General features: G+C 64.2%; 12 protein-coding genes. 6 read left to right on the forward strand and 6 right to left on the reverse strand.

Annotated elements, in window-relative coordinates:
• Nucleotides 1–7: 7 nt before the first annotated feature.
• The 3 genes from SMA01S_RS18285 to SMA01S_RS18295 form a co-directional block, all read right to left on the reverse strand.
• On the reverse strand, nt 8–2032 hold the full coding sequence (locus SMA01S_RS18285; RefSeq protein WP_066825777.1) for a M13 family metallopeptidase: 2025 nt from the start codon (nt 2030–2032) through the stop codon (nt 8–10).
• Nucleotides 2033–2118: 86 nt separating this feature from the next.
• Nucleotides 2119–2769 carry a DsbA family oxidoreductase gene (locus SMA01S_RS18290; RefSeq protein WP_066825779.1) on the reverse strand — a complete coding sequence of 217 codons (651 nt, stop codon included), beginning with the start codon at nt 2767–2769 and terminating at the stop codon, nt 2119–2121.
• Nucleotides 2770–2892: 123 nt separating this feature from the next.
• Complete coding sequence (locus tag SMA01S_RS18295; protein ID WP_066825879.1) at nt 2893–3306, reverse strand: hypothetical protein; 414 nt, start codon at nt 3304–3306, stop codon at nt 2893–2895.
• Between the two features lie 323 nt (nt 3307–3629).
• Between SMA01S_RS18295 and SMA01S_RS18300 the strand changes: the two genes are divergently transcribed.
• The 6 genes from SMA01S_RS18300 to SMA01S_RS18325 all read left to right on the forward strand — a co-directional run bounded on the left by SMA01S_RS18300 (nt 3630) and on the right by SMA01S_RS18325 (nt 11358).
• Nucleotides 3630–4271, forward strand: a complete 642-nt coding sequence (locus SMA01S_RS18300; protein WP_066825781.1) for a hypothetical protein — start codon at nt 3630–3632, stop codon at nt 4269–4271.
• A gap of 211 nt (nt 4272–4482) precedes the next feature.
• Nucleotides 4483–5229, forward strand: coding sequence for a hypothetical protein (locus SMA01S_RS18305; protein WP_066825783.1), 747 nt, complete (start codon nt 4483–4485; stop codon nt 5227–5229).
• A gap of 171 nt (nt 5230–5400) precedes the next feature.
• Nucleotides 5401–6162 (forward strand): fimbria/pilus periplasmic chaperone, encoded by a 762-nt coding sequence (locus tag SMA01S_RS18310; RefSeq protein ID WP_218016926.1) that lies wholly within the window; start codon nt 5401–5403, stop codon nt 6160–6162.
• A complete protein-coding gene (locus SMA01S_RS18315) occupies nt 6159–8807 on the forward strand; it encodes a fimbria/pilus outer membrane usher protein (RefSeq protein ID WP_245649330.1) in 2649 nt (882 codons plus the stop codon). The genes SMA01S_RS18310 and SMA01S_RS18315 overlap by 4 nt, the downstream gene beginning before the upstream one ends.
• An 8-nt stretch (nt 8808–8815) precedes the next feature.
• Nucleotides 8816–9730 (forward strand): hypothetical protein, encoded by a 915-nt coding sequence (locus tag SMA01S_RS18320; protein ID WP_157094026.1) that lies wholly within the window; start codon nt 8816–8818, stop codon nt 9728–9730.
• Between the two features lie 101 nt (nt 9731–9831).
• Complete coding sequence (locus SMA01S_RS18325) at nt 9832–11358, forward strand: lipopolysaccharide biosynthesis protein (RefSeq protein WP_066825887.1); 1527 nt, start codon at nt 9832–9834, stop codon at nt 11356–11358.
• On the opposite strand, the gene SMA01S_RS18330 is transcribed toward SMA01S_RS18325, so the two are convergent.
• From SMA01S_RS18330 to SMA01S_RS18340, 3 genes are read right to left on the reverse strand one after another with little or no spacing between them, the layout of a single operon-like run.
• Nucleotides 11313–11987: a 4'-phosphopantetheinyl transferase family protein gene (locus tag SMA01S_RS18330; RefSeq protein ID WP_169804271.1), complete on the reverse strand. Its 675-nt coding sequence runs from the start codon at nt 11985–11987 to the stop codon at nt 11313–11315. The two genes, SMA01S_RS18325 and SMA01S_RS18330, sit on opposite strands and share 46 nt — an antisense overlap.
• Nucleotides 11988–11995: 8 nt before the next feature.
• Entirely contained in the window at nt 11996–15988 is a 3993-nt protein-coding gene (locus SMA01S_RS18335) for a non-ribosomal peptide synthetase (protein WP_066825791.1), read from the reverse strand.
• Nucleotides 15989–15993: 5 nt separating this feature from the next.
• On the reverse strand, nt 15994–17256 hold the full coding sequence (locus tag SMA01S_RS18340) for a cytochrome P450 (RefSeq protein ID WP_066825798.1): 1263 nt from the start codon (nt 17254–17256) through the stop codon (nt 15994–15996).
• Nucleotide 17257: the final 1 nt, after the last annotated feature.

Here is a 17257-nt window from a genome sequence, read left to right on the forward strand (position 1 = left end):
AAATACTTCACCAGACGTGGACGCGATCCTCGGGTGCCAGGTACAGTTTGTCGCCGGGCTTGACCCCGAACGCGGCGTACCAGGCGTCCATGTTCCGGACGATACCGTTGACGCGATATTCCTCCGGGCTGTGCGGATTGGACAGGAGCTGCGCGCGCAACGCGCCTTCGCGGGCCTTGCCTTGCCAGCTCTGCGCATAAGCGATGAAGAAACGCTGGTCGCCAGTATAGCCGTCGATCACCGGCGGCTCGCCATGACGCGATACGTAGCGGCGATAAGCGGCATAGGCGGCTTCGAGCCCACCGAGATCGCCGAGATTCTCGCCTAGGGTCAGCTCGCCCTTGATGTGTACGCCGGGGATCGGCTCGTAGCCGTTGAACTGCGCGACCAGCTTCTGCGCGTGCGCGGTGTAGCGGTCGGCCGATTCCTTGGTCCACCAGTCGCGCAGCTTGCCCTGGGCGTCGAATTGGCGGCCTTCGTCATCGAAACCATGGCCCATTTCGTGGCCGATCGTAGCACCCGTCTCGCCGTAATTGACCGCCGGATCGGCGGCGGGGTCGAAGAAAGGCGGCTGCAGGATCGCCGCCGGGAAGGTCACCTGGTTCATCAGCGGATTGTAATAGGCGTTCACTTCCTGGACGTTCATGTCCCACAGCCCGCGGTCGACCGGCTTGGGTAACCGCGACAATTCCAGTTTCCACTGGAAGTCCTCGGCGGCGATCGCGTTGCCGAGCGGATCGGTGCGCGACACCGTCATCGACGAATAATCGATATATTTGGCCGGATGCCCGATCCGCGGATCGAACGAGGCGAGTTTGGCGAGCGCTTCCTTGCGGGTCGGCTCGTCCATCCAGGCGGCGTTGTCGATCTTCTCCTTATAGGCCGCGCGCAAGTCGCCGATCAGTTCGGTCATCTGCTTGTCGGTATCGGCGGTCCAGTGATGCTGGGCGTAGAGTTGGCCGACCGCCTCGCCGAGATAGTCGTTGAGTAGCCGCACGCCGCGCTTCCAGCGCTCGGCCTGGGCCTGCACGTCCTGCATCGTCCGGCTGTAGAATCCGAACCGCGTATCGTCGAACGCCTTGGGCAGATATTGCGCATGGTCGCTGATGAAGCGGAAGGTCATCCAGTCCTTCCAGGTGGCGAGCGGCGTCGCCGCGATCGCCTTGCCCGCCGCAGTCACCGCGCTGGGTTCGGCGACGACCACGATCGGCATCTTGCCCAGGCCGATCCTGGCGAGGACGGGAGTCCAGTCGAATTGCGGCGCGAGCTTGGTCAGAGCCGCGCGGTCCATCGGGTTATAGGTCTTGACCGGATCGCGCCGCGCCTCGGGCGTCCATTGATCCTGTGCCAGCTTGGTTTCGAGCGCGATGATCGCATCGGCCTTCGCCGCAGCGTCGGGGATGCCGGCCAGCTCCTGGATGTGGATGATATAGTCGCGATAGGCCTTGCGGTACGCGACATATTTGGCGTCGGGCAGCAGGTAATAGTCACGCGTCGGCAGGCCGAGCCGGGCCTGGCCGGTATCGACCGTATAATGGGTCGGATCCTTGGAATTGGGGCTGACGCCGATATTGATCGGCGAGGCAAAGCCGGGCTCGGCCATCAGCGCGACGAGCTGGTTGGTAGTCTTGATCGCGGCGATCCGTCCGAGCCAGGGCTTGAGCGGGGCAGTGCCGCGCGCCTCGATCCCGGCCTGGTCCATCCAGGCGCCGTAAAAGTCGGTGATCCGCCGCATCTTGGGATCGGCCGGCGCGGGACCGGCTTCCTCGACCAGCTTGCGGACTTCCGCCTCGCTTTCGTCGGGCATGTCGTAATTATAGCCGGCGCGCGCCTTGTCCGGCGCGATCGGCGCGGTCTTCAGCCAGCTGCCTTCGGCATAACGGAAGAAGTCGTCGCCCGGCTTGGTCGCCTTGTCCATCGAGCTGTAATCAACGCCCCACGGCCCGTATTTGGGTTTGGGTGCGGAGGTCTGCGCCAATGCCAGTCCCGACATGCCCAGCAATAACAGCCCAGCAACCCGCTTGATCGCCATGACGAAAATTCCCCGCTCGATGATCGTTCGCGCGGTGTGTTGTCAGACTATGGCGGCCGACAAAAGCGGAATCTTGTCGCCCGGTTTCAGGCGGGCTCGGCGACAATCTGGCGCAGCGCGCGTTCGAACGCTTCCGGCGGCTGCCCGCCCGAGATCAGATAGCGACCATCGATGACGATCGCCGGCACCGAGTTGATACCGTGCGACTGCCACAGGCGTTCGGCGTCGCGGACTTCCTGCGCATAGCGACCCGAGGACAGGATGTCGCGCGCCGCGGTGCCATCGAGCCCGGCCTGTTCGGCGATGGAGACCAGGATGTCGTGGTCGGACACGTCCAGTCCCTGGGTGAAGTTGGCCGCGAGCAAGGCGTGCTTGAGCGCGACCTGACGCCCTTCGAGCTCCGCCCAATGGAGCAGCCGGTGCGCGTCGAACGTATTGTGCAGCCGCCGCTCGCCCAGCATCGCCATGTCGAACCCGACCGCGGCGGCGCGGTCGCGGATCGTCTCGCGATTGGCGGCCGCTTGCTCCGGGCCGATGCCGTATTTGCGCGTGATATGCTCGACCGCATCCTCGCCTTCGGGCGGCATGTCGGGGTTGAGCTCGAACGGCTGGAACGTGATGTGTGCGTCGATCAGGTCGCCGGTGCGTGCCAGCGCTTCCTCCAACCCGTTGAGGCCGACGGCGCACCACGGGCAGGCAATGTCGGAAACGAAATCGATCTTGATCGGCCGGGGCATGCGCCATCCTTTTCCTGTGTGGTCACGGCACAGATAAGGATCAAGTCGGCGCGTTTCATCGGGGCCCCAGCGCAGGCGCTAATACTTCCGTCGCGGACGGCGCGTCGCGCGCGCCAGAGCCGATCAGAAGGGTGCCGCGACGGTCTCGAAGTCGAGATGATCGGCGTCGAAGCCTTGCGGGCCCGGGATTGCCTGGAGATTGCGATATTTGATCGCAGGGCCAGGCGACCGGCCGACCACTGCCGTGCCGGACCCATCGAGCGCGACGCGTTCGTCGCCTGCGATCAGCGTCATGCCCTTGAGCGAGCCCGGCGTGTAATGGACCACCAGGTCATAGCCATGCGGCGCGTTGCAATATTCGCGGATCGCACCGAGTTCGAATGAACCCGGCGCGGCCGGCCCGGTCGGGACGCCGGCAGCGGCCGCTCCCGCCTTGACAGTGCACATTACCGGCACCCGCAGAACGAGATTGATCCCGAAGGACTCGCTGTGCGCGGCCGAGGTGCCCGCGGCGACGAGCAACAACCCCGTCGTCATTTTCCCGATCCTGCCGACCATGATTCGCCGCCTTCCTGAAAACCGCCTGAAAAACTCGAGGGGCAGTGTACGTTCGGGCGGTTAAGGATTGGCAAAAGCGCTAATATGCCAAAACGGGTATGATCAAATTGAGTATCCTTAATGTAGATCAATGAGTGGTTAAGGCATTTCCGGACGGAAAATCCTTTAGCTGCCGAGTTTTAGTAATCACTGATCACGCAGCACCAATAATGGGACAAAGTTAACCATTCGTTAGACTCGACTCCTAGCCGATTGATGTATTTGGTATATCGAACGTTAAGGATTTGAGTCGGGTGGGGGTAATGAAAGCCAAGACGCCGCGCTTCGCGGCACGGGTTGCCGCGGTCTTCGCTCCGCGGTCCGATTTAGAGAAGGCAATTGTCGGGGCAATTCCGATCTCGGCGTGCGTCTTCGCTCGATCCGTGATTTCGGGGTGCGCTGGGATTGCCGCCCTGTTCGCCGTGCCGTCTTCTGCTCAAGAGATATCAAACGTCCGCAGCGTCGACATTGCGCTTGCGGGCCACATTTCGCAGCGCTGCGGCATGGCGGCGGGGCAGAGCACTGACCTCGGTAATCTGTCACGCCCCCGGATCAGCGCGACCACGCGGGTCCAGCTAGATTGTAATGTGCCCTTCACGATGTCGATCCAGGCGCAGCGCGGGGCGATCCAGAACCTGCTGATGCCTGGTGGGCAGGGCGGGTATCAGGGATCGGTTCCCTACAGCCTCAACGTCGAATTGCCGGTCCGCCGGCCGGACCGGGAGCTCCTGACGCGAGCGTTCGAGGGCCGCGCCTTGGTTGCCGGCCAGACCATGTCTAGCCTTGGCGGCATCGCTCAGGATGGGATGCTGCTACGACTGGATTTGGGCAGTGTGACAAGTAGCTCTGGGCTTCTCGCTGGAGCATATGGTGAGACCATCGTTATAACGGTGGCGCCAACTTGATAGTGTAAAATTAAATCAAGGATTGCTGGGCGCGAAGTCTTGGCCCTTCGTGTGATTTGTCGTCAATGTACTTGCAAAATAGCGCCGGTATTGATGTAGATCATCCAGCATTAAGTTGTTGCGTGGCCAAGTTATTAGTAGATGACTGATATGTCGGCGAATCGTTTCGATATGGTATCGAACAGCCGTCATTGGATAAGGGTGGAAACCAATGAAGAAGCTTCTTTCGACTGCCGCGGCTGCGGCGCTCCTTTCGACCGCTGGCGTGGCGCATGCCGACAACATTGCCTGGTCGGGTCAGACGCCGGGCATCTTCCCGGGCTCGACCATTTCGTACAGCGGTGCGCTCGGTCATTTCGGCTACAATATCGCGACCGCGATCGGTGGCGTTGGTTACGATCAGTCGGGCAGCAACTCGGGCAACGCCGACACGGCGAATTCCGACGTGACGAACACCTGGACGATCTCGGGTAACGTGACCAAGGACTGCTCGTATTATGGCGGCAGCAGCACCAGCCACACGCTGGACTTCGGCACCATCGGCGTGAACACCCAGGCGGCGACTTCGGTGGGCAGCGCCTTCAACATGATGTCGGCCGCCGTTGCGACCGTAAACAGCACGACCGCCGGCTGCAACTTCAACAACGACGTGTCGATCACCAAGAGCAATGGCGCCGACGGCATGAAGAACATCGCGGCTGGCGGCTATGACACCAACAACTTCCAGGCGACCATCCCTTACTCGGTGGCGGCGACCTTTACGGCCGGCGCACAGGGTGCCGTTGCCGCTGCCAACTCGCAGACGCTGACCGCCGGTACCGGCGACGCTTCGAAGGTTGGTCATTACGGCGCCTGGCGTTCGAACATGACGATGGTCGTCAACGCTCCGGTCCCGCCGAAGGCGCTGGTCGCGGGCAACTATTCGGACACGCTGACGGTCGAGCTTAAGGCGCTCTGATCCGTCGGATTCCGACAATGCGAACGGAAAGGGGGGGGATTTTTAATCCCTCCCCTTCACCTTTACCTTTACGCGTTACAGGGTTGGCTACGCGAGGTAGCTGCGTAAATCATTGGGCGGGGGCCTGAAACGGTGTTGAATTCTTTCTCGCGCGGTATCGTGCGCTCGGCCGTGGCGGTCGCGATGGCGGTCGGCATGGCGGCATCCGTCTATGCAATGCGGGTCTCCCCGATGATCGTCGAAATGACGACGACCGGCAGCAGCTCGACCGCGCGGGTCGAGGTGCAGAATCTCAACGCCGGCCGATTGCCGTTCGAGACGCGCATCACGAAACTCACCTTCAACGAATATGGCGTGCCGACCGAAACGCCGGCCGATGGCGACTTCCTCGTCTTCCCGCCGCAGGGTATGCTGCCGCAGGGCGCGCGCCAGGTCATTCGCCTGCAATGGGTGGGCACACCCGACATTCCGACGTCGCAAGCCTATTATTTGTCGGTCAACCAACTGCCGATTCCTGCTGAGCCGGGTGCGGCGCCGCAGAGCGCCAACGTCCAGGTCGTCTATCATATGAAGGCGTTGATCGTCGTCGCGCCCACGGGCGCGCGGCCTGACGTAACGGTGACGTCGGTCAAGCAGATCGACTATCAGCCCGAGCCCGCCAAGGCGGGCGATCCGCCGCCGCCCAAGGTCCCGGGGCTCGAGGTCACCATGAAGAACAATGGTCGGCGTCACATGATGATGTCGGCTGCCAAGTGGCTGATCGACGGCAAGGCTCCCGATGGTCGCCCGGTCCGGCTGACGGTGACGCAGGAAGACCTGATGCGGGGTATCGGCAGCGGCTATATCGCCGGCGGCGGTGCGGTTCGCATCTATCGCTTCCCGATCCCTCAAGCGTTCGGCCCGGGACCGATCACGGTAAAGTTCGCTCAATGACGCGGGCATCCCTGCTGGCTGCGACCGCCTGGTTCTGTCTGGCGGCGGGGACCGCCGGCGCCCAGGTTTCGGTGCCGTTGCCGCAATCGCAACCGAAAGCTCCGCCGCCGACCCCGGCGCAAAGCAGCCCGCCTGCGGGGCAGACCACCGTGCCGTTGCCTGGCAAACCCGTTCAGCCTGTCCAGCCGGCTGAACCCGACATCAACACATTGCCGATCGTCGGACAGCCCGGGACCTCCAGCCTGCCGATCGGCAAATACGGCCGGCCGGACATCAATCCGTACGACCGCGATCTCGATCTGACGGTTCCGTTGATGTTCAAGAATCGGTCGCTTGGCGATTTGCCGATCCGACTGACCTATGACGATCGCTTGCTGGTCGACCGCCGCAGCTTCGAAAAGCTGATCGCCCCATTGCTGACCAAGCCCGCGATGCAGCGGGTAACGGCAATCGATCCGGGCGCCGAACGCCTCGAATCGGACGCGTTGAAGGCGATCGGCATTTCCTTTGAATACGATCCGAGCAGCCTGGCGGTCGTGGTGCTGACGATCGATCCGTCGCAGCGCGCGATAGAGAATTTGTTCGCGCCACCGAATGCAGGTCAGGAAGTCATCGACCTTTCGCCGGCGTCCGTTTCCGCCTTCCTCAATATCAACGCCTATTACGGCTACGTCTGGAACGGCGCGCACTCGCAGCCACCAGAAGTTGCGCTGAACGGCGCTATCCGCATCAAGAAATTCGTGTTCGAAGGCGACGGCCAGTTCGGCCAGGACAATTTCGGCAGCGGCGCCTACACCTTCAATCGCAACTATGCCCGCCTCGTCTACGACCTGCCAAGCGATTACATCCGTCTGTATCTTGGCGACCTTACGCCGGAAGTGCGTGGCCAACAGGGTTACGCGCAGATTGGCGGCATCGGCATCAGCCGGCAGCGACAGCGGTTCGATCCCTATCGGTCGTCGGTGCTACAGGGCAATCGCCAACTGCTGCTCCAGAACGACGCCACGGTGCGCATCTTGCGCAACGGCGTCCTGTATCGCGAGATGCGGCTCGATGCAGGATCGTACGATCTGAGCTCGCTGCCGCTGCTCGCCGGCAGCAACGACGTGCAAATCCAGGTCAGCAACAACGCCGGCGGCTTTCAGACGATCGACTACAGCCAGTATCTCGACCCGATCGACCTTGCGCCCGGCGATTTCGAATACGCGGCGTATATCGGCCCGACGAGCACGAATTTCGGACGTACGCCGAAATACAATGGTCCGGTCTCCTTCTCGGGTTTTTATCGCAAGGCATTCGTCAACGCGCCGGCGATCGGTGTGGGAGTGCAGGCGAATCGCGATATCCAGACGCTGACCGGCCAAACCCAGTTCGTGCTGCGGGGCGGATCGCGCCTGTTGTTCGACGGCGGCGTCAGCAACGCTCGCCGCGTTGGTCAGGGCTTCTCCCTCGGGGTTGGGTACGATCTGCTGATCGATCGCGGCGGGCTGGTGGATTCCGCCAGCGTGCGCGTCGACTATGTCTCGCGTCGGTTTGCGGTGCTATCGATGCCGGTTCCGGATAACGTCAACAGCTTCAACCTGAGCGCGCAATATACGCACCAGTTTTCGCAGCGTTTTTCATTACTGGCGGTCGGCAGCTATCTCGGCAATCGCGATCATCGCGACAGCTATCGGCTGGGCGTATCCGGCAACTATTACATCACCAGCAAGCTCAGCATCCGCGCCGGAGTCGACTATACCAAGCTCGACAGTTCGTTCGGTCGCGGGCGTGGGCTGGGTGCGTCGATCTCGATCGTCTTCCAGCCCTCCTATCGCGATCGGGCCGAGGCGCGGTACGAGAGTAGCACGGATAGCCAGGCGCTGTCGTACATCCACAATTCGTCCAACCAGATTGGCAGCCTCGGCTACGGCGCGGTGGCGAACCGCGACAATGGCGCGATCACCGCCCAAGGCTTCGCCGACTATACCGCTAACCGCTTCGATGCCACGTTGTCGCAAGCCAGCTATGGCCCCAGCTTCGGGCAGTTCGGAGCGGTCAACGTGACCTCGCTCCGCGTCGGAACGTCCATCGCGTTCGCAGACGGTGTGGTTGGTGTTGGGCGGCGGATCAACGACAGCTTCGCGTTGCTCTATCCGCATCGCAATCTGGGCGGCCGCAGCGTGGTGGCCGGCCAATCGCTCGCGCAGAGCGATTACATGAGCAAGAGCGGCACGTTCGGGGCTGCCGTGAACGGCTATCTGACGAGCTATGTCAACCAGCCGATTCAGTACGACATCCAGGACGTACCGCCGGGCTACGACATCGGGCCCGGATCGGTGCGGGTGAATCCGCCTTATCATAGCGGCTACAAGCTGCGCGTCGGCACCGACGCCTTTGCGAGCGCGATGGGTACCCTGCTGCTGCCGAACGGCCAACCGGTGGCGCTGATCGGCGGACGGGTGATCGCCGACGACGGCAAGGACAAGGAGCCGTTGCCGTTTTTCACCAACTCGGTGGGCAGGTTCGCGATCCAGAACCTGCGCCCTGCGGTATCCTATCGCGTCGAACTCGGGAACGGCGCTGCAATGTTCAAATTCAGCGTGCCGACCGATACGACCGGACTGGTCGACCTCAAGACGATCATGCTCAAACCGGTGAAGTGAGGGATAAGATGAAACTGGCTTTATCGAGTTCGATCGCGGCAATGGTTTTGCTGCTGCCGGGGGCCGCGTCGGCGCAGTCCGGCATGCGGGCGGCCAATTGTCAGCTCCATATCGATAGCACCAGCGCCGACTGGATCATCCAGGGATACGATCCGTTCGGGAACAGCGATCCGCTTGCCACGTTCGACGTTATCTTTCGCAACGACGGGGGTGCTGCGTGCACGTTCGACACCATCTTCGTGACCGACCAGGAACCGTTCGGACTGACTAACTTGTCCTATAACGGGCGCGTCGCCTACACGCTGCTCGACACGTTCACCAACGTCAACGCCACTCCGCTGTCCGGCCGGACGATCGCCAGTTCGGCGCGACGGCCCATCGTGCTGCCACCGAACAGCCAACAAGTCGTGCGCTATCAATTCGCCGCGAACGAAGATGGTCTTACTGCCGATGGGCTATACAGACAGCGGCTGTCGCTGGTCGCCGAACAGCGTGGGACCGGCGAGTCGCTGGCATCGCGCGCGATGATCGTCGGGGTGAATGTGCTGCCCTCCGCGGTGCTCGGGCTTTCCGGTCAGTATCAGCGCAATGGAAGCCAGGCTGTGGTGGATCTCGGCGAATTGCAGGACGGCGTCTCCGGCGTGTCGCTCCAGGTCAGGGCGTCGAGCACGCGTGCCTATCGCCTTGAATTTGCTTCGAAGAATTCGGGGCTGCTCCGGCTCTCCGACACGCAATGGAGCATCCCCTACCAGATCACCGTGGGGAACAAGACGATCGCGCTCGGTGGGCGTGGCCAGTACGAATCGGGCGGAAGCAATCCGGCCTCCGACGTGTTGCCGCTCCACTTCGTGATCAATGGCGCTTCCGGGAAGCGCGCTGGCGTCTATTCGGACGTGTTGACCATCTCGATCGCCCCGAAATAACAGCGTGCTATAGACGGCGGCCGTCGCTGCGGGAGCCTGAAGCGGCGGGCGTGACGACGCGGTTTACGCGCACTTAATCGTGTCGGGTGCATGAAGCGGCGATGCTGCATCCGCCCGTGTCCAAGCCGGAAGAGGAATCGCCGTCGCCCTCGTTGTTCGCGCAGGCGCGATCGGCGGTGATCTGGCGCTCGGGCGCGCAGATCGTCGGGCAGATCATCACCTGGGGCGCGACCTTCCTGGTCATCCGCATCCTCGATCCGCACGATTACGGCCTGTTCGCGATGACACAGGTCGTGCTGGCGGTGCTCAACATGCTCAACGGCGCGGGGCTGGCGAGCGGGTTGATCCAGAAGCCCGACGCCGACGAGCGGACGATCCGTCAGCTTTACGGCATGCTGATCGTGCTCAATTTCGGGCTGGGCGCGGTGCAGTTCCTGATCGCGCCCTTGGTCGCGGCCTATTTCCACCAGCCGATCGTCGCCGACCTGCTCAGGGTACAGGCGTTCATCTATGCCACGACGCCGTTCGTGGCCTTCCCTTATGCGTTGCTGGCGCGCGCGATCGACTTCAAGCAACAGGCCAAGGTCTATTTCCTGTCGTCGATTACGGGTGCGGTGGCGGCGCTGGCCGGCGCTTATGCTGGCCTTGGCGTGTGGACGCTGATCCTGGCGCCGGCAGTGCTGTACGTGACGCGTGCGATCGGCATGACCAAGGTATCGGGGCATCATTACCGCCCGCTGTTCGATTTCCGCGGCGCGGGTGAGCTCGCCAAGTTTGGCGGGCTGATGGCGGCGGGGCAATTCTTCTGGGTGCTGCAGAGCCAGGCCGACGTGTTCATCGCCGGCCGGGTGCTCAATCCCGCAACGCTCGGGCTCTATACCACCGGGCTGTTCCTGACGCAGATCCTGGTCTCCAAGTTCGTGCCGGCGATCAACGACGTCGCCTTTTCGATCTATGCCCGGATGCAGGACGATCGCGATGCCGTCGCCCAAGGCTTCGCGCGCTCGTCGCGGATGGTGATGCTGGTCGCGATGCCCTTTTATATCGGGCTGGCAGTGACCGCCGGGCCGCTGGTGGCGACCGTGCTCGGGCCCAAATGGGTCGAGGCCGCGCCGCTCGTCCGCTTACTCGCGGTGGCGATGCCGGCAATGACGCTCCAGGTGCTGTTCAGCCCGGCGTGCAGCGCGATGGGGCGGCCGGGGATCAACGTCCATACCGGCATGATCGGCGCGGTGCTGTTGCCCTTGGCGTTCGTGGTCGGGCTGCGCTGGGGCGTGACGGGGCTCGCCGCCTCCTGGTTCTTTGCCTATATCCTCTATCTCGCGATCACTGCCTGGCGCGTGCTGCCGGTGCTTGGCCTGTCGGCGATGGCGCTGGCCAAGGCGATCGCGCCGACCGTGACGCCGGCGATCGCGATGGGCGCGCTGGTCGTGGGGATCGACCACCTCTTGCCCGTCATGGCGGTGCAGCTCCGGCTCGCGATCCTGGTCGCGGCGGGAGGCGTCGTCTATCTCGGCTGGCTGTGGCTGTTCTCGAGGGACATTGTGCTCGAGGCGATCTCGATGGTGCGCGGTAAGCCTTATTATCGCGCGGGCGAGGGTCCCGCCCAGGTCACCAGTGCCGCCTGATAGCCAGGCGCGGGCTCGAACGAGGCCAGGGTCCAGCCCGGCTCGTCGCTGGTGAAGCATGTGGGCTGGCCCGGTTCTACCGACACAGTGAAAGCATGGAGCGGATAGGACAGGCCGAGGCCGAGCGCCTTCACGTACGCTTCCTTGCGCGTCCAGCAATTGTAGAAGCCGGCGATCCATTGCTCGGACGGCAGTGCGGCCAGCGCTTCATATTCTTCGGGCGCGAACAGCCGCTCGGCGACGCGCGGGCAGGCAAGCTCGGGGTTACGCCATTCGATGTCGCAGCCGATCGCCCCGCCGCGCTTCGTCGCCAGCAGCGCCAGGCCGTTCGAGTGCGACAGGTTGAACGCCAGGTCGGGGTAGTCGCGCAGAAACGGTTTGCCATGCTCGTCGGTGGCGATGCGTACCATCTGCGGTGCGATGCCCAATTCCTGACCGAGATGCGCGCGCATCAGTCCGCGCCGCGCGACGAAGCGGTCGCGATCGATCGGGCGACGGAACGACGCGGCCCGCCGACACTCGTCCGCATCGAGCCAGCACCCATATTCGTCGAACTCCGCGCGCGGCAGATCGAGGTCGAGCAATGTCAGAGTCGCGATGCCCGGCGCCGCTCGGTCGATCGCGGCCATTTCCATGATCAGGGCCTCAGACGGCGGCCCGGCCGGCACGCCCGGTCGAGCGCTTCGTTCAGCCGCTGGGCGAAGGTCGCGACGTTGGGCGGCTCGGCCATCGTGCCGTGCGTTCCGGGAATGTCGAACGATTCGAGCGATCCGCGCACGACGTCCGCCCAACCCGGCCGGCTGTCGAGCACCGCGAGGCGCTCGGCTGGCTGGAACAGCGCGACGACGCCGTCATAGTCGCCGGGGACATAGCCGTAAGCGGCCTGCTCCATCTGCGCGGCGAACACGCGGTAACGACCCTCGCGCTCGGCGATCTCGGCGACGCCGACATCCTCCATCAGTCCGCGCGCGCGATCGAAGGCATAATCGAGCCGCTTGCCGATCGGCAGATTGCTCCACACGCCGAGGTGATAGCGCGCCTTGCTCATCCGCATCTGCGTCGTGGTGATCTTCTGGAAGGCGACCGGGTTCATCGTGTGGCCGAGCGCAAGCAGCGGCACGTCCTCGCCCGCGGCGCGCAATTGCCGCGCGACCTCGAACGCCATGATGCCGTTGGTGCACCAGCCACCGATCAGATACGGTCCCTTCGGACGGCTCTCGCGGATCACCGCGACGATTTCCGACGCCATCTGCTCGAACGTCATGCCGGGCTGCAAGGTGCGCTCGAGGATCGGCCCGAGCGGCAGGCCGAGGAATGGACGGGCGGTGCCCATCGCTTCGGCAAGCGCCATGAAGGTCGGGCCGCCGTCGAGCCACAGCAATGGCAGTTCGTCGCCCTTGGGCTGGAGCGGCACCCATTCGCCGAGATCGGCGGTGGCATTGCCCTCGATCCGCTCGGCGAGCTTTTCGAGCGTCGGCGCCTGGAAGAATTCCGCCATGCCGATGCGGCGGCCCCATTGCTGCTCGATCCGCACCAGCAGGCGCGCGACGAGCAGCGAATGGCCGCCAAGCTCGAAGAAGCTGTCGTCGCGGCTGACTTGCCCGATGCGCAACAGATCGCACCAGATCGCGGCGAGCTTCTCCTCGGTCTCGCCCTGCGGCGGTTCGATCTCGCGCGCACCCGCGCCACCCGGCTGCGGCAGCGCCTTGCGGTCGACCTTCGCATTGGGCGTCATCGGCAATGCCGGGAGATGCTCGAAATGCGAGGGGATCATGTAATCGGGCAGCGTCCTGGCGAGATGCTCGCGTAGCTCGGCGCGGCTCGGCAGCGCGTCGCCACGCGTGACAATGTACGCCGCCAGCGCGCGCTCGCCCGAGGCGTCGGGCCAGCTGCGCACGGCGGCGGCGACCACGTCGGGATGCTCGGCGAGCGCGCCTTCGATCTCCTCGACCGCGACGCGATAGCCGCGGATTTTCTCGTCATTGTCGACGCGGCCGAGGCACAGGATCGTGCCGTCGGGTCGATAGCGGGCGAGGTCGCCGGTGCGGTACAGCCGCTCGCCGCGGATCGTAACGAAGCGCTCGGCGGTGAGGTCGGGGCGGTGGCGATAGCCGTGGGCGAGGCCGGCGCCACCGATGAACAATTCGCCGACCACGCCGATCGGCGCGGTGTTGTGGTATTTGTCGAGGATGTGGATCCTGGTGTTGGCGATCGGCCGGCCGATCGGCACCGGGCCGTCGCCGGGCGTGACGCGCGCGATGGTCGACCAGATCGTCGTCTCGGTCGGGCCATAGACGTTCCAGAGCTCGCCCGATCGCTCGATCAGGCTTTCGGCGAGATCGCGCGGCAGCGCTTCGCCGCCGCACAGGATGCGCAAGGTCGGCGACCCTTGCCAGCCTGCCTCGATCAGCGCGCGCCAGGTCGCGGGAGTCGCCTGCATGACGCTCGGCTGCGCGCTCACGAACAGGTCGTTCAGCTGGCGCGGATCGGCGGTCACGCTCTTGGGCGCGAGGATCAGCTCGCCACCACTGATCAGCGGCAGGAAAAGTTCGAGCCCGGCAATGTCGAACGAGAGCGTGGTGACCGCGAGCAACGAGTCCTCGGCGCTGAAACCGGGATTGGCGCGGAAAGACTCCAGTAGATTGATCAGCGCGCCGTGGCCGATCTCGACACCCTTGGGATTGCCGGTCGAGCCCGATGTGTAGAGCACATAGGCGAGGTCGTCCGGCGCGACCGTCACCGCCGACACCGTGCCGGTTGCAGTCATGTCGTCGATCAGCAGCCGCGGCAGCGGGCAATCGGGCAAAACGTGGCCGAGCTTCTTTTCGGTTAGCAGCGCCGCGGCGCCCGCATCCCTCGCGATATAGTCGAGCCGCGCAGCGGGGAAATCGGGATCGAGCGGCAGATAGGCCGCGCCGATCCGATGCACCGCGATCAACGCCGCGACCATATCGGGCGAGCGGTCGAGACAGAGGCCGACCAGATCGCCCCGCTTGATCCCGGCGGCATGGAGACCCGAAGCGATCGCATCGGCACGCGCGTCGAGCGCGGCATAGCTGACCGCCTGATCGCCGAAACGGATCGCGACGGCATTCGGCCGCGCGGCGACCTGCGCCCGCAACGTGTCGGGCAGCAATTCGGGCGACGGCGCGACCTCGGTCGCGTTCCACTCGACCAGCAGCTTCTGGCGCTCGTCCGCGCCGAGCAGCGGCAGATCCTTGAGCGGCACGGTCGCGTCGGCGACCACGCCCTCGAGGATCGTCAGATAATGGCCGATCATCCGCCGCACCGTCGACGGATCGAACAATTCGGTCGAATAGAGGAAGCGGCCGTGCATCCCCTCATTCTGGCGCTCGTCGAGCTCGAGATAGAGGTCGAACTTCGCGCCGCCGACGACGACGTCCATCTGGGTCAGGTCCCAACCCTCGGGAAAGGGATCGACCGGCGGTTCGATCGAGAACAGGCAATTGAACAAGGGATGCGTGCCGGGCTGGCGCTTGACGTCGAGCGCGCGAACGACCTCGTCGAACGGTGCTTCGCTGGCGGCGAGCGCGCCGAGCACGGAGTCGCGGACTTCGGTCAGGAAATCGCTGAAGCGCGTCTCGCCCTTGGGCTTGGCGCGGAGCGCGATCGTGTTGAGGAAATAGCCGACGACATTCTCGAGCTCGGGACGCCGGCGGAGGTCGGTGACCCCGCCGACGATGATGTCCTCGTCACCCGAATAGAGATGGAGCTGCGCGTGATAGGCCGCGAGCAGCGTCATGTAGAGCGTGACGCCGTGGCGTCGCCCGACCAGCTTCAAGTTCTCGATCAGGTCGTTGGGAATCTCGAACACTTCCATCGACCCGGCATGGGTCGGCCGCGCCGGCTTGGTGCGGTCGCCGATCAGTTCGAGCTTGGGCGGTGCGTCGGCCAGCGTGCGGCGCCAATAATCGATCTGCTTCTGGATCGGCGCGCTCTTGAGATGCTCCTGCTGCCAGATCGTATAATCGCCATATTGCAGCGCCGGCATCGGCAGCGGCGAGGGCGCGCCGCGCGAGAAGGCGTCGTACAATTTGGCCAGCTCGGGCACGATCACGCGATAGATCGCGACGCCGTCGAAGATGATGTGGTGGAGCGTGAAATAGAGCCGATGGTTGTCGTCGGCGAGCTTGACGATCCGCGCGCGGAACAGCGGCGCGTCGTTCAGGTCGATCGCGCGCCGCGCATCCTCCTGGCCGATCGCCAGCGCGGCGGCGTCGCGCTCGGCCTCGGGCAGATGGCTGACATCGTCGAACGGCAGGATGATGTCGCGATGCTCGCGGACGCGCTGGACCAGCACGCCGCCTTCCTCGACGAACGCGGTGCGCCAGGCCTCGTGACGGCGCAATATCTCGTTGACGCTGCGCTCCATCGCGCCGCGATCGAAACTGCCGAAGCGGTGGATCGTGATCGATTCGTTATAGAGCGGCACGTCCGGCGCCATGATGGCGTGGAGCCACACCTGGCGCTGGTCGGCCGACAGCGGGATCTCGGTGTCGGGTGCGCGCTTCTCGATCTGCTGCGGCTTGGCGACGGCGACCCCGCCGCCCCGCATCATCTTTTCGAGCAGCGCCCGCTTCGACGCGGACAGATCGACATGCGCGTTCACAGGGGTCAGGCCTCGACGGGACGGAAAGCGAGCGGCAGGGCCGAGAGCCCGCGCAACCCCGAATTGGTACGCCATTCGAGCGTGCTTTCGGGCACCGCGACGCGAATATCCTCCATTCGCGCGAGCAAAGCGAGGTACGAGATCCGCGCTTCCATCCGCGCCAAGGCCGCGCCGAAACAGAAATGCGCCGCCCAGCCAAAGGCGAGGTGGCGATTATCGGTGCGGGTCAAATCGAGTTCGTCGGGATTGGGGAAGCGCTCCGGATCGCGATTGCCGGCGGCCATCACTGCCATCACCGCCTCGCCCTTCTTCATCAGCTTGCCGCCGATTTCGGTGTCCTGCTTGACGATGCGCGCGGTGTGCTGGCTCGGCGTCTCGTAACGCAGCAATTCCTCGACCGCGCTCTCGATGATCTCGGGATGCGCGCGCAATTGCGCCATCTTGTCGGGCTGGCGGGTCAGCGTCAGGATTCCGTTGCCGATCAGATTGGTGGTGGTCTCCTGGCCGCCGACCATCGTCACGATCGTATTGGCGATGACCTCGTCCTCGGACAGGCGCTGGCCGTCGACCTCGGCGTCCATCAGCGAGCGGATCAGCCCGTCATGCGGGTTGCGCTCCTGCTCGCGGACCGCGTCGCGGAAATAGCCGGTCATGTCGGCCACGCACTTCAGCACGTCGCGGACGCGATCCGGATTGTGCTGAAAGTTGCCGAGCATCTCGGCGAACGTCGCCGACCAGGCCTTGAGCTGGCGATGATCCTCCAACGGCACGCCGAGCAGGCCGGCCGTGACGATCGCCGGGAAAGGCTCGGCGAAATCGGCGATCAGTTCGCATTCGCCGCTTTTGGCCGCTTCGTCGATCAGGCCGTGTGCGATCTCGCGGACCTTATCCTCCATCGCCTCGACCCGGCGCGGGGTGAAAGCGCTCATGCACAATTTGCGCAGGCGGGTGTGGTCCGGCGCGTCGAGGAACAGCATCTGCCGCGCCATCAGATCGGCAACCGGGCCGAGCGAGGGCAGGCCGAGCGCCTCCATCTTCTTGGGATCGGGCGTACGATCGGCGCTGAATTCCTTCAGCACGAAATGCACGTCCTCGTACCTTGTCACCACCCAGGTGTGCATGAACGGATCCCACATCACCGGCGCTTCCTCGCGGAGACGGCGGTAGAAGGGGAAGGGATCGGCATGCACCGCCGGGTCGAGCAGCTGGAACAGGCTGAGGCTCGGGTCGAACGGCTGGGCCGCGGCGATGGGCGAATGCTCGGTCATG

The sequence above is a fragment of the Sphingomonas mali NBRC 15500 genome (assembly GCF_001598415.1).
Taxonomy (GTDB): Bacteria; Pseudomonadota; Alphaproteobacteria; order Sphingomonadales; family Sphingomonadaceae; genus Sphingomonas; species Sphingomonas mali.